At 67.7% G+C, this 19,662-nt stretch carries 22 protein-coding genes; 11 read left to right on the top strand and 11 right to left on the bottom strand.

Annotation, left to right across the window (positions count from 1 at the left end; all coding sequences use genetic code 11):
• Nucleotides 1–34: 34 nt before the first annotated feature.
• The 8 genes from nuoN (at nucleotide 35) to BpN12_RS28455 (ending at nucleotide 6,489) form a co-directional block, all read left to right on the top strand.
• Nucleotides 35–1,492: an NADH-quinone oxidoreductase subunit NuoN gene (nuoN, locus tag BpN12_RS28490; RefSeq protein WP_042625592.1), complete on the top strand. Its 1,458-nt coding sequence runs from the start codon at nucleotides 35–37 to the stop codon at nucleotides 1,490–1,492.
• A complete protein-coding gene (locus BpN12_RS28485) occupies nucleotides 1,492–1,794 on the top strand; it encodes a DUF2818 family protein (RefSeq protein WP_246795513.1) in 303 nt (100 codons plus the stop codon). The genes nuoN and BpN12_RS28485 overlap by 1 nt, the downstream gene beginning before the upstream one ends.
• A 36-nt stretch (nucleotides 1,795–1,830) precedes the next feature.
• Nucleotides 1,831–2,421 (top strand): NUDIX domain-containing protein, encoded by a 591-nt coding sequence (locus BpN12_RS28480; RefSeq protein ID WP_246795512.1) that lies wholly within the window; start codon nucleotides 1,831–1,833, stop codon nucleotides 2,419–2,421.
• A 226-nt stretch (nucleotides 2,422–2,647) separates the two neighbouring features.
• Complete coding sequence (locus BpN12_RS28475) at nucleotides 2,648–3,082, top strand: DUF1178 family protein (protein ID WP_246795511.1); 435 nt, start codon at nucleotides 2,648–2,650, stop codon at nucleotides 3,080–3,082.
• A gap of 64 nt (nucleotides 3,083–3,146) precedes the next feature.
• On the top strand, nucleotides 3,147–4,343 hold the full coding sequence (locus BpN12_RS28470) for an acyl-CoA dehydrogenase family protein (protein ID WP_246795510.1): 1,197 nt from the start codon (nucleotides 3,147–3,149) through the stop codon (nucleotides 4,341–4,343).
• A 10-nt stretch (nucleotides 4,344–4,353) separates the two neighbouring features.
• The gene (locus BpN12_RS28465; RefSeq protein ID WP_246795509.1) at nucleotides 4,354–5,490 is read left to right on the top strand and encodes an acyl-CoA dehydrogenase family protein; all 1,137 of its coding nucleotides are present in this window, start codon (nucleotides 4,354–4,356) and stop codon (nucleotides 5,488–5,490) included.
• Nucleotides 5,491–5,539: 49 nt separating this feature from the next.
• Nucleotides 5,540–5,998, top strand: a complete 459-nt coding sequence (locus tag BpN12_RS28460; protein WP_246795508.1) for a MaoC family dehydratase — start codon at nucleotides 5,540–5,542, stop codon at nucleotides 5,996–5,998.
• Nucleotides 5,995–6,489 (top strand): MaoC family dehydratase, encoded by a 495-nt coding sequence (locus tag BpN12_RS28455; RefSeq protein ID WP_246795507.1) that lies wholly within the window; start codon nucleotides 5,995–5,997, stop codon nucleotides 6,487–6,489. Before BpN12_RS28460 ends, BpN12_RS28455 begins: the two co-directional genes overlap by 4 nt.
• Nucleotides 6,490–6,560: 71 nt before the next feature.
• On the opposite strand, the gene BpN12_RS28450 is transcribed toward BpN12_RS28455, so the two are convergent.
• The 4 genes from BpN12_RS28450 to BpN12_RS28435 all read right to left on the bottom strand — a co-directional run bounded on the left by BpN12_RS28450 (nucleotide 6,561) and on the right by BpN12_RS28435 (nucleotide 10,617).
• Complete coding sequence (locus BpN12_RS28450) at nucleotides 6,561–7,796, bottom strand: acyl-CoA dehydrogenase family protein (protein WP_246795506.1); 1,236 nt, start codon at nucleotides 7,794–7,796, stop codon at nucleotides 6,561–6,563.
• A 136-nt stretch (nucleotides 7,797–7,932) separates the two neighbouring features.
• Nucleotides 7,933–9,042, bottom strand: coding sequence for a phosphotransferase (locus BpN12_RS28445; RefSeq protein WP_246795505.1), 1,110 nt, complete (start codon nucleotides 9,040–9,042; stop codon nucleotides 7,933–7,935).
• 27 nt (nucleotides 9,043–9,069) lie between these two features.
• Entirely contained in the window at nucleotides 9,070–9,789 is a 720-nt protein-coding gene (locus BpN12_RS28440) for a histidine phosphatase family protein (RefSeq protein ID WP_246795504.1), read from the bottom strand.
• Nucleotides 9,790–9,825: 36 nt separating this feature from the next.
• On the bottom strand, nucleotides 9,826–10,617 hold the full coding sequence (locus tag BpN12_RS28435) for an oxepin-CoA hydrolase, alternative type (protein ID WP_246795503.1): 792 nt from the start codon (nucleotides 10,615–10,617) through the stop codon (nucleotides 9,826–9,828).
• Between the two features lie 203 nt (nucleotides 10,618–10,820).
• Here BpN12_RS28435 and BpN12_RS28430 point away from each other — a divergent pair, with 203 nt between their 5' ends.
• Nucleotides 10,821–11,474 carry a glutathione S-transferase family protein gene (locus tag BpN12_RS28430; RefSeq protein ID WP_246795502.1) on the top strand — a complete coding sequence of 218 codons (654 nt, stop codon included), beginning with the start codon at nucleotides 10,821–10,823 and terminating at the stop codon, nucleotides 11,472–11,474.
• Between the two features lie 30 nt (nucleotides 11,475–11,504).
• Here BpN12_RS28430 and BpN12_RS28425 read toward each other — a convergent pair whose 3' ends face one another.
• Nucleotides 11,505–12,689 (bottom strand): pyridoxal phosphate-dependent aminotransferase, encoded by a 1,185-nt coding sequence (locus BpN12_RS28425; protein WP_246795501.1) that lies wholly within the window; start codon nucleotides 12,687–12,689, stop codon nucleotides 11,505–11,507.
• A 61-nt stretch (nucleotides 12,690–12,750) separates the two neighbouring features.
• Nucleotides 12,751–13,242 carry a putative toxin-antitoxin system toxin component, PIN family gene (locus tag BpN12_RS28420; protein ID WP_246795500.1) on the bottom strand — a complete coding sequence of 164 codons (492 nt, stop codon included), beginning with the start codon at nucleotides 13,240–13,242 and terminating at the stop codon, nucleotides 12,751–12,753.
• 57 nt (nucleotides 13,243–13,299) lie between these two features.
• Here BpN12_RS28420 and yaaA point away from each other — a divergent pair, with 57 nt between their 5' ends.
• The gene (gene yaaA / locus BpN12_RS28415) at nucleotides 13,300–14,082 is read left to right on the top strand and encodes a peroxide stress protein YaaA (protein WP_246795499.1); all 783 of its coding nucleotides are present in this window, start codon (nucleotides 13,300–13,302) and stop codon (nucleotides 14,080–14,082) included.
• Nucleotides 14,083–14,202: 120 nt separating this feature from the next.
• Nucleotides 14,203–15,354: a M14 family metallopeptidase gene (locus BpN12_RS28410; protein WP_246795498.1), complete on the top strand. Its 1,152-nt coding sequence runs from the start codon at nucleotides 14,203–14,205 to the stop codon at nucleotides 15,352–15,354.
• Between the two features lie 101 nt (nucleotides 15,355–15,455).
• On the opposite strand, the gene BpN12_RS28405 is transcribed toward BpN12_RS28410, so the two are convergent.
• From BpN12_RS28405 to BpN12_RS28385, 5 genes are all read right to left on the bottom strand, one after another.
• The gene (locus tag BpN12_RS28405) at nucleotides 15,456–16,073 is read right to left on the bottom strand and encodes a BspC domain-containing protein (protein WP_246795497.1); all 618 of its coding nucleotides are present in this window, start codon (nucleotides 16,071–16,073) and stop codon (nucleotides 15,456–15,458) included.
• Between the two features lie 175 nt (nucleotides 16,074–16,248).
• Nucleotides 16,249–16,923, bottom strand: coding sequence for an energy-coupling factor ABC transporter permease (locus tag BpN12_RS28400; RefSeq protein WP_246795496.1), 675 nt, complete (start codon nucleotides 16,921–16,923; stop codon nucleotides 16,249–16,251).
• Nucleotides 16,924–16,983: 60 nt separating this feature from the next.
• Complete coding sequence (locus tag BpN12_RS28395) at nucleotides 16,984–17,814, bottom strand: LuxR C-terminal-related transcriptional regulator (protein WP_246795495.1); 831 nt, start codon at nucleotides 17,812–17,814, stop codon at nucleotides 16,984–16,986.
• 185 nt (nucleotides 17,815–17,999) lie between these two features.
• On the bottom strand, nucleotides 18,000–19,217 hold the full coding sequence (locus BpN12_RS28390) for a DUF2863 family protein (protein WP_246798034.1): 1,218 nt from the start codon (nucleotides 19,215–19,217) through the stop codon (nucleotides 18,000–18,002).
• Nucleotides 19,218–19,467: 250 nt separating this feature from the next.
• Nucleotides 19,468–19,662: hypothetical protein (locus BpN12_RS28385; RefSeq protein ID WP_246795494.1), on the bottom strand; the 195-nt coding region annotated here is incomplete at its 5' end.

Here is a 19,662-nt window from a genome sequence, read left to right as displayed (position 1 = left end):
GGCGGAGGAAACCAAGACCATGCAAAACGCACCTATGAATGCCTTGTTGCCCGACGCGCTCGTGATGTTCGCCATCATCGTGGCGTGGCTGAACGACACCCTGGCCGGTGAATCCGGCCGTCGTCTCACGTTCCTGATCGCGGTCGTCTCGTCGATCGCCGCCGGCGTGTGGTTTGCGGTCCAGGCCTTCGATCCGCACCAGTACTACTTCTTCTCGCGCATGATCGTCGTCGATTCGTTCGCGAGCGTGATGAAGTCGGTGGTCTCGTTCGGCTACGGCGTCTCGCTGATCTACTCGCGCCGCTATCTCGCCGATCGCGACCTGTTCCGCGGCGACGTGTTCCTGCTCGGGATGTTCTCGCTGCTCGGCCAGCTCGTGATGATCTCGGGCAACAACTTCCTGACGCTGTATCTCGGCCTCGAACTGATGTCGCTGTCGCTGTACGCGCTGATCGCGCTGCGCCGCGACGGCGCGCAGTCGAGCGAAGCGGCGATGAAGTACTACGTGCTCGGCGCGCTGGCCTCCGGCTTCGTGCTCTACGGCATCTCGATGCTGTACGGCGCGTCCGGCTCGCTCGAACTGCACGACGTGCTGAACGCGATCGCCTCGGGCCGCATCAACGACGCGGTGCTGCTGTTCGGCGTGATCTTCGTGGTGGCCGGCGTGGCGTTCAAGCTCGGCGCGGTGCCGTTTCACATGTGGGTACCCGACGTCTACCAAGGCGCGCCGACGGCGATGTCGCTGTTCACGGGCGGCGGCCCGAAGGTGGCCGCGTTCGCCTGGGGCCTGCGCTTCCTCGTGATGGGCCTGCTGCCGCTCGCGGCCGACTGGCAGCAGATGCTGGTGATCCTCGCGGCGCTGTCGCTGATCGTCGGCAACATCACCGGTATCGTCCAGCGCAACGTCAAGCGGATGCTGGCCTACTCGGCGATCTCGAACATGGGCTTCGTGCTGCTGGGCCTGCTGTCGGGCGTCGTGAAGGGCAGCCCGACGTTCGCGGCCACCGCCTACAGCTCGGCGATGTTCTACTCGATCGTCTACCTGATCACCACGCTCGGCGCGTTCGGTATCGTGATGCTGCTCGCCCGCCGCGATTTCGAGGCTGAAACGCTCGACGACTTCAAGGGCCTCAACAAGCGCAGCCCGGTGTTCGCGTTCGTGATGATGGTGATGATGTTCTCGCTGGCCGGCATCCCGCCGACGGTCGGGTTCTACGCGAAGCTCGCGGTGCTCGAGGCCACCATCAACGCCGGCCTGACCTGGCTCGCGATCCTCGGTGTCATCTCCTCGTTGTTCGGCGCGTTCTATTATCTGCGTATCGTGAAGCTGATGTACTTCGATGCGCCGCAGGACAGCAACCCGATCATGAGCGACTCGCTGAACCGCGGCGTGCTGCTGCTCAACGGCGCCGCCGTGGTGGTGCTCGGTGTCGCGCCCAGCAGGCTGATCGAAATCTGCCTGCAGGCGATCACCCATACGCTGCCGCTCTGATGTCCGCGGCCGGCTGGTTCATCGTGCTGCTGGCGCTCGCGGGCGCCAACCTGCCGTTCGTGAATCAACGCCTGTTCGCGTGCGTGCCGGCCCGTGCCGGCACGGCGCGCAAGAGCGCGTGGCTGCGGATCGGCGAAATGATCGTGCTGTATTTCGCGGTCGGCGTGCTCGGCTTCTGGCTCGAATCGCGCGCCGGCAATCGCTTCGAACAGGGCTGGCAGTTCTACGCGATCACCTTCAGCCTGTTCGTGGTGTTCGCGTTCCCGGGCTTCACGTTTCAGTATCTCGTCAAACGACGCTGACGGTCCCGGCCGTCGCGTCCAACCCTGGAGCCGACGATGGCCGAATTACCGAATCACGACGCACAGCTGACCGAAGTCTGCGTCGAAAGCGAATCCATTCTCGACGGCCACTTCCTCAAGGTGACACGCGACACCGTGCGGCTGCCCGACGGCAAGCACGCGGTGCGCGAATACATTCGCCATCCCGGCGCGGTGATGGTGATCCCGCTGTTCGACGACGGCCGCGTGCTGATGGAAAGCCAGTTCCGCTATCCGATCGGCAAGGTGATGGCCGAGTATCCGGCCGGCAAGCTCGATCCGCAGGAAGGGCCGCTCGCCTGCGCGATCCGCGAACTGCGCGAGGAAACCGGCTATGCCGCGCGCGAGTACGTCTACCTGACGCGGATCCACCCGATCATTTCGTATTCCACCGAATTCATCGACATCTATCTGGCGAAGGGGCTCGTGGCCGGCGAACGCCAACTCGACGAGGGCGAATTCCTCGAAACCTTCACGGCCACGCTGCCGGACCTGCTCGAATGGATCCGCACCGGCCAGATCACCGACGTGAAGACGATCATCGGCACGATGTGGCTCGAAAAGGTGCTGGCCGGCACCTGGCCGCTCGGCGCGGCCGAGCAGGGCTGACCATCCGCCCGCTGCGAGTGCGGCGGCCGGCTCATTGCTGGCGCCGCCTCGCTTGCCGTCTTTCCTGCCTTCTTCCGGTTTTTCGACCGGCTCCGGCGGCGAATCGCGCCGCGCGCTACAATCTCGCGCACCCGGGCCGCTGCCCGGACGGTCTCGATCGTGATTTAGCACGACCGTTCTTAAATCTTCCATTTGGGCGTACACTCGCAAGACGCCCCGAGTCCGCATGAAGGTCCTCGATTTACAGTGCTCGCACGGCCATCGCTTCGAAGGCTGGTTCGCGTCCGCCGACGAATTCGAATCGCAGCTTGCCCGCAGGCTCGTCGAATGCCCGGTCTGCGCGGCCACCGAGATCAGCCGGATGCCGTCGGCGCCGCGCCTGAACCTGTCCGGCGCGACGCAGGCCAGGCCGCCGGCCGGCCAGGCCGATCCGCGCCAGCTGCAGGCGCAGCTGATGCGCGCGCTGCGCGAGGTGCTGGACAAGACGGAGAACGTGGGCGAGCGCTTCGCCGAGGAAGCGCGACGCATCCATTACGACGAAGCGCCCGCGCGCAGCATCCGCGGCGTGACCTCGCCCGAGGATGCGCGCGCCCTCGCCGAAGAAGGCATCGACGTGATGCCGCTGCCGTTGCCGGCCGCGCTGAAAGAGCCGCTGCAATGATCGAATCCTGATCGGCGCGCGTCTCCCGGGCGGCCGCCGCGGTCCGCGGCCAGGAGACATGCGCATGGATCTGGATTATTCCCCCGCCGACGACGCGTTCCGCGCCGACATCCGCGCGTGGCTCGAGGCTCACCTGCCTCGCTCGCTGCGCGACAAGGTTCACAATCACAAGCGCCTTGGCCGAGACGACTATCTCGGCTGGCACCGCACGCTCGCCACGCGCGGCTGGTCCGCGCCGGGCTGGCCGGCCGAATACGGCGGCCCGGGCTGGGACGCGACGCGCCGCTACATCTGGGACGAGGAATGCGCGCGCGCCGGCACGCCGCCGCCGCTGACGTTCGGCGTCTCGATGGTCGGCCCGGTGCTGATCAAATACGGCAACGAGGCGCAGCAGCGCCACTGGCTGCCGCGCATCCTCGACGGCACCGACTGGTGGTGCCAGGGCTATTCCGAACCGGGCTCGGGCTCCGATCTCGCCTCGCTGCGCACGCGCGCCGAACGGCACGGCGATCACTACGTCGTGAACGGCCAGAAGACCTGGACCACGCTCGGCCAGCACGCCGACATGATGTTCTGCCTGGTGCGCACCGATCCCGCCGCGAAGAAGCAGGAGGGTATTTCGTTCCTGCTGATCGACATGACTTCGCCCGGCGTCACTGTCCGGCCGATCATTACGCTCGACGAGGAACACGAAGTCAACGAAGTGTTCTTCGAGGACGTGAAGGTGCCGGCGGAGAATCTCGTCGGCGAGGCGCACCGCGGCTGGACCTACGCGAAGTATCTGCTCGGCCACGAGCGCACCAGCATCGCGCGCGTCGGCAACTCGAAGCGCGAGCTGAGATTCCTGAAGCGCCTCGCGGCCGCCCAGCGCCGCCACGGCCGCCCGCTGCTCGAAGACCCGGTGTTCGCCGCGCGCGTGGCCTCGCTCGAGATCGACCTGATCGCGCTCGAAGTGACCGCGCTGCGCGTGATCGGCCAGGAGGGCCGCGGGCGTGGCCCCGGCCCCGAGGCGTCGATGCTGAAGATCAAGGGCTCCGAGATCCAGCAGGCGCTGTCCGAGCTGATGGTCGAGGCGATCGGGCCGCTCGCCGCGCCGTTCGATCCCGCGTTCCTCGACGGCGAACGCGAGCATGCGAGCGCCGGCAGCGACGACGCGGCGCCGCTCGCCGCCCAGTATTTCAACTTCCGCAAGATGTCGATCTACGGCGGCTCGAATGAAATCCAGAAGAACATCATCGCGCAGATGATTCTCGGCCTTTGAGGAGCGACGCATGGACTTCACTTTCAGCGAAGAGCAACAGCAGTTCGCCGACGCGCTGCGTCGTTACCTGGGCGAGCGTTACGGATTCGACGCACGGCAGGCGATCGTCGGCTCCGCGGCCGGCGTCTCGGCCGGGCAGTGGCGCGCGTTCGCCGAGCTGGGCCTGACCGCGCTGCCGGTGCCCGAGGCGTTCGGTGGTCTCGGCGGTGGCGCGGTCGAGATGCTGGTCGCCATGCAGGCGCTCGGCGCCGCGCTGGTGGTCGAGCCGTACTGGGCGACGGCGGTCGGCATCGAAGCGCTGCGGATCGCCGCGAGCGCCGAGAACACTGCCGCCGCCGCGCTGCTCGAGCGCGCGGCCGGCGGCGACGCCGTGCTGGCCGTCGCGTTCGACGAACCGGGCGCGCGCTACGAGCTGGACGCGATCGACACGCGCGCCGAACCCGACGGCGACGGCTTCCGGCTCGACGGCACCAAGGCGGTGGTCCGCCACGGCGCGCAGGCGCACGCGTGGATCGTGCCGGCGAGGCAGCCCGACGGCGCGATCGCGCTGTTCGTCGTCGAGCGCGGCGCGGCCGGCGCCGCCGCCGACGACTATCGGACCATCGACGGGCAGCGCGCGGCCACGCTGCGCTTCGCGGCGACGCCGGCGCGCCGGATCGTGGACGGCGCGCACGGCGCCGCCGCGCTGGAGCGGATCGCCGACTACGGCATCGTGCTGCTGTGCGCCGAGGCGCTCGGCGCGCTCGACGCGCTGAACCGCGCCACGCTCGACTACACGAAGACGCGCGAGCAGTTCGGCGCGCCGATCGCGCGCTTCCAGGTGCTGCAGCACCGGATGGTCGACATGCTGATCCATACCGAGCAGGCCCGCTCGCTGACCTATCTGGCCGCGGTGCGCTACGCGGACGACGATGCCGACGTCCGGCGGCGCGCCGTGTCGGCCGCGAAGGCGCGCGTCGGCCAGGCCGCGCGCTTCGTCGGCCAGCAGGCGATCCAGCTGCACGGCGGCATGGGCATGACGCAGGAGGTCGCGGCCGCGCATCTGTTCAAGCGGCTCGCGATCATCGAGACGACGCTCGGCGACGTCGACCATCACCTGGCCCGGTTTGCCGCCCTGCCGTCCTTTTTCGAATACGATGCGGTCTGAGGTGCCAATTTCGTCAAAACCCAACAGGATTCCAACAGGAGAGAGAAGCATGACGATCGGTTACGAAGATCTGGAAGTCGGCGCACTGACCGAGATCGGCAAGCACACGTTCACGCCCGAGGACATCGTCGAGTTCGCGCAGCGCTATGATCCGCAACCGTTCCATCTCGACGAGGCGGGCGGCAAGGCCTCGCCGTTCGGCGGCCTGGTGGCGAGCGGCTGGCACACCTGCTCGGTGTTCATGGGCATGCTGGTGCGCAACGTGCTGAGCGACTCGACCAGCATGGGCTCGCCCGGCATCGACGAGATCCGCTGGCTGAAGCCGGTGCGCGCCGGCGCGACCATCACGATGTTCCAGAGCATCGTCGACAAGCGGCTGTCCGCGAGCCGCCCCGATCGCGGCATCGTGACGACCGAATGGATCGGCAAGAACGAGGACGGCGACACCGTGATCACGGTGAAGTCGAAGGTGATCTTCGGGCTGCGCAATCCGCAGGCGAACGCATGAGCGGCGAGGCTGCGGGCGAGCGCGCCGGGCGGCCGCGCATCGCGTCGGTGCAGGCCCTGCGCGATCTGGTCGGCGCCGATGGCTTCGCGAGCCGCTGGATCACGATCGAGCAGGCGCGCGTGGACCGCTTCGCCGACGCGACCGACGATCACCAGTGGATTCACGTCGATCCCGAGCGGGCCGCGCGCGAGTCGCCGTTCGGCGCGCCGATCGCGCACGGCTTCCTGACGCTGTCGCTGATCCCGTCGCTGATGGTCGACGCGATCGAATTCGAGCAGAAGATGGGCGTGAACTACGGGCTGAACCGCGTGCGCTTCCTGCGGCCGGTGCCGGTCGGCGCGAAGGTGCGCGGGCTGTTCTCGGTGAAGACCGCCACCGACAGCAAGCAGGGCGGCCTGCAATGCTCGTGGTCGGTCGCGGTGCAGGTCGATTCGACCGGCGAGCCGGCGCTCGCCTGCGCGGCCGAGTTCATCACGCTGCATCTGTTCTGACGGGCGGCGGGGCGCCGGCCCCGCCGTGCCTTGTCCGCCACTGGCGCCCTGATTTGCCTGCTCGTTTGCCCTCAGCCGGTCTGGCCGGTGGCCGCCGCGTGGCGTGCCAGTTCGAGCTTGGCGATCGCGTTGCGATGCACCTCGTCCGGCCCGTCGGCGAAACGCAGCGTGCGCGCCGAGGCATAGGCATAGGCGAGCGGGAAGTCGTCGCTGACCCCGCCGCCGCCGTGCGCCTGGATCGCCCAGTCGATCACCTGGCAGGCGGTGTTCGGCGCCACCACCTTGATCATCGCGATCTCGCCGCGCGCCCCCTTGTTGCCGACCTTGTCCATCGTGTAGGCGGCCTTCAGCGTGAGCAGCCGCGCCTGGTCGATCAGGCAGCGCGCCTCGGCGAGGCGTTCCTGCGTCACCGTCTGCTCGGCGATCGGCTTGCCGAACGCGACGCGCTGCAGCGCGCGCCGGCACATCAGTTCGAGCGCGCGCTCGGCGAGCCCGATCAGGCGCATGCAGTGGTGGATCCGGCCCGGCCCGAGCCGGCCCTGCGCGATCTCGAAGCCGCGGCCCTCGCCGAGCAGCAGGTTCGCGGCCGGCACGCGGACCTTGTCGAGCGTGATCTCCATATGGCCGTGCGGCGCGTCGTCGTAGCCGAACACGCTGAGCGGACGCCGGACCGTGACGCCGGGCGCGTCCGACGGCACCAGGATCATCGACTGCTGCGCGTGGCGCGGCGCCTCCGGATCGGACTTGCCCATCACGATGTAGAGCTTGCAGCGCGGATCGCCCGCGCCCGACGACCACCACTTGTGGCCGTTGATCAGGTACTCGTCGCCGTCGCGTTCGATCCGGGTGCGGATGTTGGTCGCGTCCGAGGAGGCCACCTCGGGCTCGGTCATCAGGAACGCCGAGCGGATCGCGCCGTCGAGCAGCGGCTCGAGCCAGGTCCGCTTCTGCTCGTCGTCGCCGTAGCGCTCGAGCGTTTCCATGTTGCCGGTGTCGGGCGCGCTGCAGTTGAACACCTCGGGCGCCCACGGCACGCGCCCCATGATTTCGCAGAGCGGCGCGTAGTCGAGATTGGAGAGGCCCGCGCCGCGATCGGAGGCCGGCAGGAACAGATTCCAGAGGCCGGCGGCGCGCGCCTCGCGCTTGAGCGTCTCGAGCAGGCCGACGGGGCGCCACGCGTCGCCGTCGCGCCGGTTGCGCGCGATCTCGTCGTGGAAGGCGCGCTCGTTCGGGTAGATGTGCTCGTCGAAGAACGCAAGCAGCCGTTCGCGCATCACGTCGACCTTCGGGGAGTAATCGAAATCCATCGCAACCTCGCTGGAAGTGAATCGTTGATCGAAAGCGGAACGGCGGGCGGATCGCCACGATGGCGTGAGGCAACCGCGCGGGCCGGGATGGCGAGCCCGTGGTGGCCGGATCGTTGTTTCGCCGGCCGCCGGATCGTCAGGCCACGCGCTGCGCGTAGCGCCACGCGAGTTCGGCCATCGGGCGCGCCTGCCGGCCGGCGTCGAGCGCGCGCGCGCTCGACGCGGTGCCGTCGGCCACGCGCTTCATGATGCCCTGCAGGATCGCGGCGATCCGGAACATGTTGTAGGCGAGATAGAAGTGCCAGTCGCCCTCGATCGCGAAGCCCGTGCGCTCGCGGTAGCGCGCGATGTAGCTCGCCTCGTCGGGAATCCCGAGCGCGGCCCAGTCGAGGCCGGCCACGCCGCGAAAGCGCCCCGGCTCGACGTGCCAGGTCATGCAGTGATACGAGAAATCGGCGAGCGGATCGCCGAGCGTCGACAGCTCCCAGTCGAGCACGGCCAGCACGCGCGGCGCGTCGGGCGCGAAGATCAGGTTGTCGAGACGGAAGTCGCCATGCACGATCGACGTGCGTTCGCGGTCGGCGTCGCCGGGCGGCAGGTGCCGCGGCAGCCAGTCGATCAGCCGGTGCATCGCGTCGATCGGCTCGGTTTCCGAAGCCAGATACTGCTTGCTCCAGCGTCCGACCTGCCGCGCGAAGTAGCTGCCGGGCTTGCCGTAGTCGGCAAGCCCGAGCGCCTGCGGATCGAGCGCGTGCAGCGCGGCGATCACGCGATTCATCTCGTCGTAGTGCGCGGCGCGCTCGGCGCGCGTCATGCCGGGCAGCGCCGGATCCCAGAGTACGCGCCCCTCCACGCAGCTCATCACGTAGAACGCGCGGCCGATCACGGTTTCGTCCTCGCAGAGCGCGAGCATGCGCGGCACCGGTACCGCGGTGCCGTCGAGCGCGGCCATCACGCGGTATTCGCGCTCGATCGCGTGCGCCGACGGCAGCAGCTTCGCCGCCGGCGCCGGCTTCGCGCGCAGCACGTAGTGTCGTGCCGGCGTGACGAGCTTGAAGGTCGGATTGGACTGGCCGCCGCGGAACTGCTCGATCGAGAGCGGCCCGGCGTAGCCGTCGACGTGGCCGGCGAGCCAGGCGTCGAGCGCGGGCAAGTCGATGCGCTGCGCGGCGCTCACGGGCGCGGTGCCCTCGAACGCGGTGGTGTCGATCGGATTCGCTGCCGGTTGCTGCGGCGCGTGCGTCATCGTTGCCTCCGGTTGCGCGGCGCGGGCTCAGCGGCCCGCGTTCGCCTCGATGAACTGCTGGTAGAGCACTTCCATCACGGTGTTGCGCGCGTCGCGGTGCAGCGCGTCGGGCGGCGTGTAGTTGATCTGCCGGATCACCCAGTCGTGCGCGGGCTCGCCGACGTCGAGCACGTTGATGCAGCCGGTCGACTGCGCGAGCCGGCCGATGAACAGGCGCTGCTCGGGCAGCGTCGCGTGCGAGAGCAGCGCGCAGTTCACGCCGCCGTGCAGCACCAGCAGCACGGTATCCCAGCTCGCGTCGGCGCGCAGCGCGGCGAGCGGCGGCAGGACCCGGTCGATCAGCTCGCCTATGGTCTCGCCGCCGAGAAACGGCACGTGGTCGGGCACGATGCCGTCGAGCGCGCCGAGGAACGCGGCCTCGACGGTCTCGGGCGGCAGGTCCGCCAGATGGCCGCCGCGGATCTCGCGCCAGGCCGGCTCGATCTCGAGGTCGATCGACTGGCCGGTTTCCGCGAGCACCAGCGCGGCCGTTTCGACGGTGCGGTTCAAACCGCTCGTGATGACGCGGTCGAAGCGGATCGACTGCGAGGCGAACGCGCGGCCCGCGGCGCGTGCCTGGGCGCGGCCGCGTTCGTTGAGCGGCACGGTATCGGGATCGATCGACTGGCGGGCGGCGTCGAAATAGGTCACGTCGCCGTGACGCATCAGGTAGACGCGGCGGCGCTTGGGCAGGGTGTAGGCGGTCATGTCGGAATCGGCTGGCATGGGCGGATCGGCGGGCGATCAGCGGGTGTAGGCGGGCGGGCGTTTCTCGAGAAACGCGGTGATGCCCTCGAGCCCGTCCGCATGGTGCAGCGAGGCCACGAAGTGATCGCGTTCGGCGGCCAGGTGGGCGGCCAGCGAATGCTCGGGGGCTTGCGCGAGCAGCGCCTTGACGCGCGCGACGGCGTTCGGCGAGACGCGGCCGAGTTCGTCGGCCCAGGCCAGCGCGTCGCCGAGCGCGCTGCCGGGGCGCGCGAGGCGGTTGACGACGCCGAGATCATGCAGGCGCTTCGCGGCGGCCGGCTTGCCCTCGATCAAGATTTCTGTCGCGAGCGCCCGCGGCAGGGCCCGCGCGAGGAACCACGAGCCGCCGCCGTCCGGCGTGAGCCCGACGCGCGCGTAGGACATCACGAACTTCGCGTCGTCGGCGGCAACGATCAGGTCGCAGGCGAGCGCGAGCGAGAAGCCGGCACCGGCCGCCGCGCCCTCGACCGCGGCGATCACCGGCTTCGTCGCGCCGCGGATCGCGGTGATCCACTCGCCGAGCAGATCGATGCTCGCGGCCTGCACGGCGGGGGCCCTGGCGCGGTTCTCGAGCAGGCGGTTCAGGTTGCCGCCCGCGCAGAAGAAGCGGTCGGCGCCGGTCAGCACCACCGCGCCGATCGAGGCGTCGCGTTCGGCGGTGTGCATGGCCTCGATGCCGGCCGCATACATGTCGGGATGCAGCGCGTTGCGCGCGCCGGGGTTGGACAGCGTCAGGACGAGGGTCGACTCGCTGTCGACGGGGCGGGACGCGAGCAGTTCGGCGCGCATGCGGTAGGTCTCCTGGTGGGCCGTCTCGTGGACGGCGTGCGGCGCGATGCCGGCGCGTTCCGGTACATTTCAGAGTGGCGCGTCCGGTCGCCGCGGCGACGAAGTGCTTTAGACTAGCACGAACGTGCTATTTGGCACGGCGCGACGGCCCGCCGGCACCGTGAAGATGGCTCACGCTTCGATTCACCGTCAGGAGAGAGACGATGCTGCAACTCTGTGGTTACCCGCTTTCGAACTATTACAACAAGGTCAAGCTCGTGCTGCTCGAATACGAGATTCCGTTCGAGGAGCAACCGCTGCCGCTACCGTTGCGCGACGCCGACGCGCTGGCCGCCTCGCCGTTCGGCAAGGTGCCGTTCCTGCGCACCGAGCAGGGCGCGCTGTCGGAATCGCAGGCGATCGTCGAGTATCTGGCGGCGCGTCATCCGGACAAGGCGCTGTTTCCGGCCGATCCGTTCGAAGCGGCCAAGGCCCGCGAGATCACGATCTTCATCGAACTCTATCTCGAATGGGTGGCGCGCGACCTGTACGGGCAGGCGTTCTTCGGCGGCGCGGCCAGCGACGAGACGCGCGAGCGCGTCGAACGGCAGCTCGTGAGCGCGCTGGCCGCGTTCCGCCGGCTCGCCCGCTTCGAGCCGTTCGTGCTCGGCGAGCGCTTCGGCATCGCCGACGTGGCCGCCTACATCCACCTGCCGCTCGTCGGGCTCGCGACGAAGGCCGTCTACGGCCGCGACCTGGTGCTCGAAGCCGGGATCGACTGGAAGGCGTATTCGAAACGCGTGGGCGAGCGGCCTGCCGCGCAGCGCGTGACGGCCGATCGCAAGGCGCATCTCGAGGCCAACGGCGCGAAGCGCTGACGCGCACCGCGCCCGGATGGCGGCGCTCGCCTACAGCCGCGCCAGCCGTTCGAGCGCGGTGGCGAGCGTCGCCTCGCGCTTCGCGAAGCAGAAGCGCACCACGCCCGATTCGTGCGGCTCGTGATAGAACGCCGAGACGGGGATCGCCGCGACGCCGATCTCGGTCGTCAGCCACTTCGCGAACTCGGCTTCGGGCAGGCCGCTGATCGCCGAATAGTCGACGCACTGGAAGTAGGTGCCCGTGCACGGCAGCAGCTTGAAGCGTGTCGCGGCGAGCCCGTCGCGGAACAGGTCGCGCTTCTTCTGGTAGAACGCGGGCAGCGTCAGGTACGGCTGCGGGTCGCGCAAATAGTTCGCGAGCCCGACCTGCATCGGCGTGTTGACGGTGAATACGTTGAACTGATGGACCTTGCGGAACTCGGCAGTCAGCGAGGCGGGCGCGGCGACGTAGCCGACCTTCCAGCCCGTCACGTGATAGGTCTTGCCGAAGCTCGACACGATGAAGCTGCGCGCCGCGAGTTCCGGATAACGCGCCACGCTTTCGTGCCGCTCGCCGTCGTACACCATGTGCTCGTAGACCTCGTCGGAGAGGATCAGCACGTTGGTGCCGCGCACGATCTCCTCCAGCCGGCGCATGTCGGCCTCGCGCCAGACCGTGCCGGTCGGGTTGTGCGGCGTGTTGATCAGCAGCAGGCGTGTCCGCGGCGTGATCGCGGCCGCGAGCCGGTCGAACGGGATCGCGTAGTCGGGCGCCTCCAGCGTGACGAACACCGGCTTGCCGCCTGCCAGCTCGATCGACGGCAGGTAGCTGTCGTAGGTGGGCTCGACCACGATCACCTCGTCACCCGGATGCACGGTGCAGAGGATCGCCGTCAGGAGCGCCTGGGTCGCGCCGGCCGTGACCGTGATCTCGCTGGCCGCGTCGTAGCGGCGCCCGTAGATCCGCTCGATCTTCTCCGCAATCGCCTCGCGCAGCGGCACGGCGCCCGTCATCGGCGGGTACTGGTTGTGCCCCTCGCGCATCGCGCCGGCGACGGCATCGATGATCGCCGGATCGCAGTCGAAATCGGGAAAGCCCTGGCCCAGATTCACCGCGCCCTTTTCGGCGGCGAGCGCGCTCATCACCGTGAAGATCGTGGTGCCGACCTGCGGCAGACGGGAAACGACGGCGGGCGTGACGGGCAGGGAGGCTGGCATGGCGGACGGTGCGTTCATCGTGTCTCGGCGGTGGAGTTAGGGCCGCCGTCGCTTGGCGGCGCGGCTTGTCAGGTGCGGCTCAAGCCGGCGCCGGTTCGGCCGGCGCGAGCCCGCAGGCGGCCACGAACGGCGCCGGCTGCATGATCCGGAACAGGAAATCGCGCTCGGTGCGGCGCGACAGCTTCAATAACGCGCGATCCTTCGAGACGAGCCAGTCGGCCTCGATGGCGCGCGCGAGCTCGAGGAACTTCTGGTCGTCGCGGTCACGGCATTTCGGCAGCGGCCGCGCCTCGTCGGGATCGGGTTCGGCGGTGGCGACGAGCCGGGTCAGTCGCGCGACGGTGGCGAGCGCGGCGGCCTTGTCGATCTGGCGCGGCGCGAACTGCGGATAGTCGAGCACGCGTTCGAGTTCGTGCAGGCAGCGCGCATCGATCAGCGCGACCAGTGCGCCGTGTTCGAGCGCGGTGCGGATCGGACGCGTGGCGGGATCATCGAACACGAGGATGTCGATCCAGACGTTCGAGTCGAGCACCACGCGGCGGCCGTCTCGTGGAGCGTGGGAGCTGGGCATTCGTTACAATCGGTGGTTTTCGTCTGACGGCACCGCATCGCGTGCCGGCGAGCCTCTATGATAATCGTTCTCTCTCCCGCGAAATCGCTCGATTACGAGACCGCGCCCCACGTTCCTACGCACACGCTGCCCGATTTCGTCGACGATGCGGCCGAATTGATCGATGGATTGCGGAAATTGTCGCCCCAGCAGATCTCGACGCTGATGGACATCTCGGACCCGCTCGCGCGGCTGAACCACGGGCGCTATGCGGACTGGTCGCGCACCTTCACCACCGCGAACGCGAAGCAGGCGGTGCTCGCGTTCAACGGCGACGTGTACGAAGGGTTCGACGCCCGCACGCTGTCGGCCGCCGATCTCGATTACGCGCAGCGGCACGTGCGCGTGCTTTCGGGGCTCTACGGGCTGCTGCGTCCGCTCGACCTGCTGCAGCCGTACCGGCTCGAAATGGGCACGCGCTTCGAGAATGCGCGCGGCAAGGATCTGTACGCGTTCTGGGGCGAGCGCATCACGCGCGCGCTCAACACGCAGCTCGCCTCGCGCGACGGCGACGCGCGCGTGCTCGTGAACTGCGCCTCGAACGAGTACTTCAAGTCGGTCAAGCCGAAGCTGCTCGAAGCGCCGGTGATCACGCCGGTGTTCGAGGACTGGAAGGGCGGGCGCTACAAGATCATCAGCTTCCATGCGAAGCGGGCGCGCGGCCTGATGGCGCGTTACGCGGTCACGAACCGCGTCGCGTCGGCCGCGCAGCTCAAGGATTTCGCCGAAGAGGGGTATGCATTCGATGCGCAGGCATCGAACGATTCCACCTACGTGTTCCGCCGCCGGCTCGATGCGTGATGCGCGCGGCAGGCCGTGAACCCGGCCTGCCCATGACCGTTGCGCGCTGGCTTCGGTGCTTCGGCCCCGACCTCGGCCTTTACCCGGCGCCTCGCGAGAGCGCTGTTTTCTGGAGATGAGATGAGCCTTTCGATCACGAGCCAATTCGATGCCGGCGCGATCGACGTCGTGGCCTGCGAACGCCCGGACGCGATCCGGCTGCGCATTCGCGGCGACAACCAGTCCGAATTTGCGCAATGGTTCTACTTTCGCCTGTCCGGCGCGCGCGGCGAGCGCTGCGTGATCGCGTTCGAGAACGCGCACGCCTGCGCCTATCCGGCCGGCTGGCGCGACTATCGCGCGGTGGCGAGCTACGACCGCGTGAACTGGTTCCGCGTGCCGACCGGGTTCGACGGGACCGTGATGACGATCGATCACACGCCGGAATTCGACACCATCCATTACGCCTACTTCGAGCCGTACAGCGAGGAGCGCCGCTCGGAGTTCCTCGGCGCGGTCCAGCAGATGCCGCAGGCGAACGTGGTCGAGCTCGGCCGCAGCGTTCAGGGGCGGCCGATGTCGCTGCTCGTGCTCGGCACGCCCGACGAGGCCGGCACGAAGAAGAAGGTGTGGGTGATCGCGCGCCAGCATCCCGGCGAATCGATGGCCGAATGGTTCGTCGAGGGGCTCGTGAAGCGGCTCGCGGGCTGGGGCGACTGGGCCGGCGACGCGGTGGCGCGCAAGCTCTACGACCACGCGACGTTCTACATCGTGCCGAACATGAACCCGGACGGCAGCGCGCTCGGCAACCTGCGCACCAATGCCGTGGGCGCGAACCTGAACCGCGAATGGATGGAGCCCGACGCCGCGCGCAGCCCCGAGGTCCATGTCGTGCGCGACGCGCTGCATGCGATCGGCTGCGACATGTTCTTCGACGTCCACGGCGACGAGGATCTGCCGTATGTGTTCGTGGCGGGCTCTGAGATGCTGCCCGGCTTCACCGACCGCCAGCGCGAAGCGCAGGAGGCCTTCATCGCCGCGTTCAAGCAGGCGAGCCCCGATTTCCAGGACCGCTATGGCTATCCGGCCGCCAAGTATCGCGAGGATGCGCTGAAGCTCGCGTCGAAATACGTCGGCAACGCGTTCGGCTGCCTGTCGCTGACGCTCGAGATGCCGTTCAAGGACAACGCCAACCTGCCGGACGAGCGCGTGGGCTGGAACGGTGAGCGCAGCGCGGCGCTCGGCGCGGCGATGCTGCTGCCGATCCTGAATCAGATCGAGCGGTTCGCATGACGTGAGGCGTGGCGGCAGCAAGCCGCCGTCGCCGGGCGCTCAAGACAAAAAAGGCCGGGATGCTGACGCATTCCGGCCTTTTGCTTTTGCCCGTCGCAGGACTATTTCGAGGTCGACTTCTTCTTCACGGCCTTCTTCGTCGTGCCGCTCGATTTCTTGGCCGTCGACTTGCGGGAGGACTTGCCGCTCGGCTTCGCTTTCGACTTGCCACGCACGGCGTGTCCATGCGCGTGATGTTTCGACGACGAGGAACGCTCGACGTGCGGCTTCGCGGGCGGCACCGGATCGTTCCAGCTGAACGCGAGCATCTGGCTGCCGACGTAGCCGCAGCGGAACTTCAGGCTCGACGGATCGCCGCCGTTCTGCGGAATGCCGAGGCCCTCGACCGTCACGATGTTGTCGACCTTCACGCGCTGCTTGCCTTCGTCGAACGAGTCGTTCCAGGGTGTGATCGTCGAGTTGCCGCTGTCGAACGCGCTGGGCGGGAATTCGACGTGGTCGAACGCGCTCGAGGTACTCGCGATGAAGTTGCCGTGCGCCGCGCAGTCGGCGACGAGCGGATCGGCATGCATCTCGGTGACGTATTTGTTGATCAGTTCGGAGCGCTGATCGAGCAGATCGGCGAAGGCCGGGGCGGAAAGCGCAAGCGACAGGCCTGCGATACAGGCTGCCAGCTTGCCGAACACGCCGAAAAGACGTTGGGCGGGGAAGCTGTCCATCAGGATTCGAAAGTGCGGAATGGAGACACCGGGCAGGTAAGATGCCCGGCGAAGATCAGGAGTTCAATCTTAGCGCAATTTTATTGACCTGCCTTCCCGGATGATGGCGAAAGCAGCGGGAACGGCACCGGCGCCGTCCGAAACGGGCCGGCCATCGTGGAACCTGCGGCGGAGATCAGGCGGGTGGGCCGCCCAGACGGTAGCGGCGAACGTCGAAGGTGGTGACCCAGGCCGGTTTATAGATGGCGATCAGCGCCGTCGCCATGCCGGTGAACCAGGCTTCGCCCAGCGCGAGCAGCAGCGTGTTGAGCCCGTAGCCGGCCGGTATGACGATCGTGGAGCCGTCCGCGAGCCCGAGCTGCACGCCGGCGGCGGCGGTGGCGACCACGCCGATCGTGATCGCCGGTGCCGCGAAGCCTTGGCCGACGATGAACGCGAACAGGTTATGCGGCAGCCAGGCAACCGTCGCGCGCTGCAGCAGCGTCGAGACGGCCACCGGCAGTGCGCCGTAGACGAGATAGGTCAGCCCGACGCCCAGCCAGGTCGCGTCGAACACGATCGCGGCGATGCCGGTGACGGCGCCCATCGCAATCAGCGCGAGCGTCCAGTCGAACAGCGTGGCGATCAGCGTCGCGCCGAGCAGATGCATGACGAGCCCGTCGTCGAGCCATGCATTCGACGCCCACAGCACGGTGATGGTGGCGATCAGCGCGCACCACACATGCTGCAGCGTCGGGTCCTGGAGGCGTTTGAACGGACGTCCCCATGACGCGAGCGCGAGCACGACCACGGCAGCGACCCAGCCACCGGCGGCGACCCAGAGCGGAAGCGGCGTGTAGAGGAAACCCATGCGTTTAATCTTACTCGTTGACGCCAAAAAATGGGAATCGAATCGACGCCGGGCACGAGGCTAGGTGTTGCGTTTCAGCGTCGCCGGTTCCGGCTCGGCTGCCATTGGCAGCTCAGGACCGTCGAACGTGATCGGCCGGTACTTGCCGCGAGAACTGGCGGCGCGCAGCGGGATCGGGCACGGTGCGCCGAGAGTTGGCCGCGACTGCGCCCGGCGCTCGGCGATCAACACCTCCAGGTGCGGCGGCAGCCAGCCGTTGTAGATGGCGACGGCGGCGGCGCGATTGGCGGCGCCCAGTTGCTGGAAGATGCTGGCGAGATGGATCTTGACGGTTCCTTCGCTGATGCCGAGCGTGCGCGCGATCATTTTGTTCGTATTGCCCATATGGACGAAGCGCATGATCTGGGCTTGACGTGGCGAGAGCGTGCCGATGGTGGGCTGGCGCCGTAGCGGGATGCTTCCCAGGCGGCGCGTGGCGCGCTGCTCGGCCGCGTCGGCGTCGAGCAGGTTCAGCGCACCGGGCGGGACGTAGTAGCCGCCGAGCAGGACCAGCTCGAACGCGCGGATCACGAGATGGGCGCCCATCCCGCGTGGCACGACGCCTTGCACGCCGGTCGAGAACTGGTCCGGTGCGATGGCAGGCGAGGTGGCATCGACCAGCATCGCCACCGGCGTAGGGGCGCAGGCTTCGCACAAGGCGCGCAGATCGCCGAGCCGCATGGTTGGACGGAAATCGACGACGATCAGGTCGAAGCTTTGTTGCCGGACGAGGCGCATGGCCTGCCGCCAGTCCTTGGCATCGTTGTAGCCGCTATGCCGGTCGATCTGCCTGAGCAGGGCCCTCAGGCCATCGCGGCGCTCCGCGTCGGAACTCAACACCATGAATCGCATTTTTTGCCTCGCTAATCGTTGCGTTTGTCGGTGATGACGTGAAATGCTGAGGTCATGATGACAAAGTGCTTACGCGGTGTCGGCCTGGCCAAACGACATAAGCGGAAATGTCAGTATGCGAAAAAAAAGAGCCGCCCCTCGGGCGGCTCTTTGTCACTGACGGTGGAGGCGGGCGATGCTGCGGCTCAATGAAAATGCGGCTGAGCGGGCGACGCGTCCTCGGGCATTTCCGCATGGACAATTTCACCCAGTGGGTCGGCGTACAGCGGAACGCCGCAATCGTCGCAGTATTCCGGTTCGAAACGGCCGGCGTGGCGACGGATGTCGGTGACGCCGGTGTCCTTCAGCAGCGAGGCGATTTCCTCGACCGGGCCGTCGATCGGCGTTTCGCCCTCGAGCATGGTTTCCTCGGCGGCGATGTCGCCGTTCTCACGGCCATAGAGCGGCCAGACGACGCCGTAGATCACATCGTTGCTACCGCGGCGGGTGAAGCCGATCCGGTATTCGTCGATGCGGCGTTCCCCGAAGCCGGCGACCACCGCGCGCAGTTCCTGCGGTGCGGCGCCGATCGTGTCGAACAGATAGCGGATCGCCGTACGGACCGTGTGCGGGCGCACGCGCTCGTCGGCGTCGCGGCAGGCCGAGTAGTAGGCGTCCGGCAGCAGGCACTCGAACTCGCAGCCGGGCAGCGCGTTCGACAGGTTGCCGCCGCCCTGGCTCGTCCATTGCTCGAGGCACTGGCTGCGTTCGATGCGCGCACCCTGGTCTTCCTCCTGCCAGCGAAACATCGGCGAGCCGGCGGGCGTGGCGACCACGGCCAGCAGGAAGCGCGGGTCGGCGAGGATCGGCGAGGTCTCGGGCAGATCGCCGAAGTTGATGCGCGGGGTTTGCCCGCCGAGCGCGGCCTGCGCCAATTGCTGCGTGAGGCGATACGCCTCGACATGATGGCGCGGTAGTTGGTCGATGCTGTAGAGGAACGGCGCGAGCGCTACGTGCGTGTGCTCGGCGAGCACGTGCGCCTGCAGATGCGTGCGCAGTACGTCGGCGATTTCCGCCTTGAGCGGACCCGACGGGATCATGTAGCGCGTCCAGGCGAGGATCGGCACAGCCACCAGCAAGGCCTCGTGCGTCTTCTCCTCATGCTCCATCAGCAGCGATTCGCTATGGGTTTCCGCCATGTCGGCGAGCGCGCCATAGGCGTCGGGGTGATTCTGTTGCAGATGGTCGAGCGCGGCATCGAGCGTCGTCTGGTTGCCGTTGCGGATCACCTTGGTGAGCAGCGCATCGAGCTTCGCTTCCCAGAACCGGTCCTCGACACGGCTGCCGGACGCGAACAGCGCGAGCGACAGGCCGACCAGTTTGTCGGCATCGGGGGGAAGGCGTTTGGCGGTTCGCTGGCGCATATATCTGAATGGATTAGGTGGGTGCGTTGAACCAGTCATTTTAGTCCGATCCAGAAGTATGCAGCGGATCGCCGGGAAGTCCCGATGAATTCATGGCCGGCGGCGGCTGATGTCGGTGGTTGAGGCGGTTGAAATACGCAGGCTGCGATGTACGGGAAAAATTGTTCGATTTCCCTCTTGCGCGATGGCGAAAGCGTGCTTAGAATCACGCCTCTTTCGCGCTAACGGAAACGCGGCGCGGAAGGGGAAGTCAGGCAGGACGAACGCAGCGCCGAAAGTCGGCTGCTTGTTGGTTCTGTCGAAGGGAAATGATCAACGCGGGTTGTTGATCGCAGCGAGAAAAAAGTAGTTGACGCGCTGCGAAACGTTGATCATAATCTCGCTTCTCTGCTGCTGAAAACGCAGCGCCGCTGAGAAAGCCGGCAAGTCCGGTCAGCTTGGTGGA

Source organism: Burkholderia perseverans, from assembly GCF_022870505.1.
Taxonomy (GTDB): Bacteria; Pseudomonadota; Gammaproteobacteria; order Burkholderiales; family Burkholderiaceae; genus Burkholderia; species Burkholderia plantarii.
Note: the sequence above shows the minus strand (reverse complement) of the source record. Positions and strands in the feature narration are given on the sequence as shown.

What these genes read in the sequence shown, in the direction of transcription:
- BpN12_RS28465 (WP_246795509.1), top strand. Translation starts at nt 4,354, where the DNA reads ATGGACTTCACTTTCAGCGAAGAGCAACAGCAGTTCGCCGACGCGCTG.
- yaaA (WP_246795499.1), top strand. Translation starts at nt 13,300, where the DNA reads ATGATAATCGTTCTCTCTCCCGCGAAATCGCTCGATTACGAGACCGCG.
- BpN12_RS28450 (WP_246795506.1), bottom strand. Translation starts at nt 7,796, where the DNA reads ATGGATTTCGATTACTCCCCGAAGGTCGACGTGATGCGCGAACGGCTG.
- BpN12_RS28420 (WP_246795500.1), bottom strand. Translation starts at nt 13,242, where the DNA reads ATGCCCAGCTCCCACGCTCCACGAGACGGCCGCCGCGTGGTGCTCGAC.
- BpN12_RS28400 (WP_246795496.1), bottom strand. Translation starts at nt 16,923, where the DNA reads ATGGGTTTCCTCTACACGCCGCTTCCGCTCTGGGTCGCCGCCGGTGGC.
- BpN12_RS28405 (WP_246795497.1), bottom strand. Translation starts at nt 16,073, where the DNA reads ATGGACAGCTTCCCCGCCCAACGTCTTTTCGGCGTGTTCGGCAAGCTG.
- BpN12_RS28425 (WP_246795501.1), bottom strand. Translation starts at nt 12,689, where the DNA reads ATGAACGCACCGTCCGCCATGCCAGCCTCCCTGCCCGTCACGCCCGCC.
- BpN12_RS28435 (WP_246795503.1), bottom strand. Translation starts at nt 10,617, where the DNA reads ATGCGCGCCGAACTGCTCGCGTCCCGCCCCGTCGACAGCGAGTCGACC.
- BpN12_RS28455 (WP_246795507.1), top strand. Translation starts at nt 5,995, where the DNA reads ATGAGCGGCGAGGCTGCGGGCGAGCGCGCCGGGCGGCCGCGCATCGCG.
- nuoN (WP_042625592.1), top strand. Translation starts at nt 35, where the DNA reads ATGAATGCCTTGTTGCCCGACGCGCTCGTGATGTTCGCCATCATCGTG.
- BpN12_RS28390 (WP_246798034.1), bottom strand. Translation starts at nt 19,217, where the DNA reads ATGCGCCAGCGAACCGCCAAACGCCTTCCCCCCGATGCCGACAAACTG.
- BpN12_RS28410 (WP_246795498.1), top strand. Translation starts at nt 14,203, where the DNA reads ATGAGCCTTTCGATCACGAGCCAATTCGATGCCGGCGCGATCGACGTC.
- BpN12_RS28440 (WP_246795504.1), bottom strand. Translation starts at nt 9,789, where the DNA reads ATGACCGCCTACACCCTGCCCAAGCGCCGCCGCGTCTACCTGATGCGT.
- BpN12_RS28460 (WP_246795508.1), top strand. Translation starts at nt 5,540, where the DNA reads ATGACGATCGGTTACGAAGATCTGGAAGTCGGCGCACTGACCGAGATC.
- BpN12_RS28475 (WP_246795511.1), top strand. Translation starts at nt 2,648, where the DNA reads ATGAAGGTCCTCGATTTACAGTGCTCGCACGGCCATCGCTTCGAAGGC.
- BpN12_RS28445 (WP_246795505.1), bottom strand. Translation starts at nt 9,042, where the DNA reads ATGACGCACGCGCCGCAGCAACCGGCAGCGAATCCGATCGACACCACC.
- BpN12_RS28395 (WP_246795495.1), bottom strand. Translation starts at nt 17,814, where the DNA reads ATGCGATTCATGGTGTTGAGTTCCGACGCGGAGCGCCGCGATGGCCTG.
- BpN12_RS28430 (WP_246795502.1), top strand. Translation starts at nt 10,821, where the DNA reads ATGCTGCAACTCTGTGGTTACCCGCTTTCGAACTATTACAACAAGGTC.
- BpN12_RS28480 (WP_246795512.1), top strand. Translation starts at nt 1,831, where the DNA reads ATGGCCGAATTACCGAATCACGACGCACAGCTGACCGAAGTCTGCGTC.
- BpN12_RS28485 (WP_246795513.1), top strand. Translation starts at nt 1,492, where the DNA reads ATGTCCGCGGCCGGCTGGTTCATCGTGCTGCTGGCGCTCGCGGGCGCC.
- BpN12_RS28470 (WP_246795510.1), top strand. Translation starts at nt 3,147, where the DNA reads ATGGATCTGGATTATTCCCCCGCCGACGACGCGTTCCGCGCCGACATC.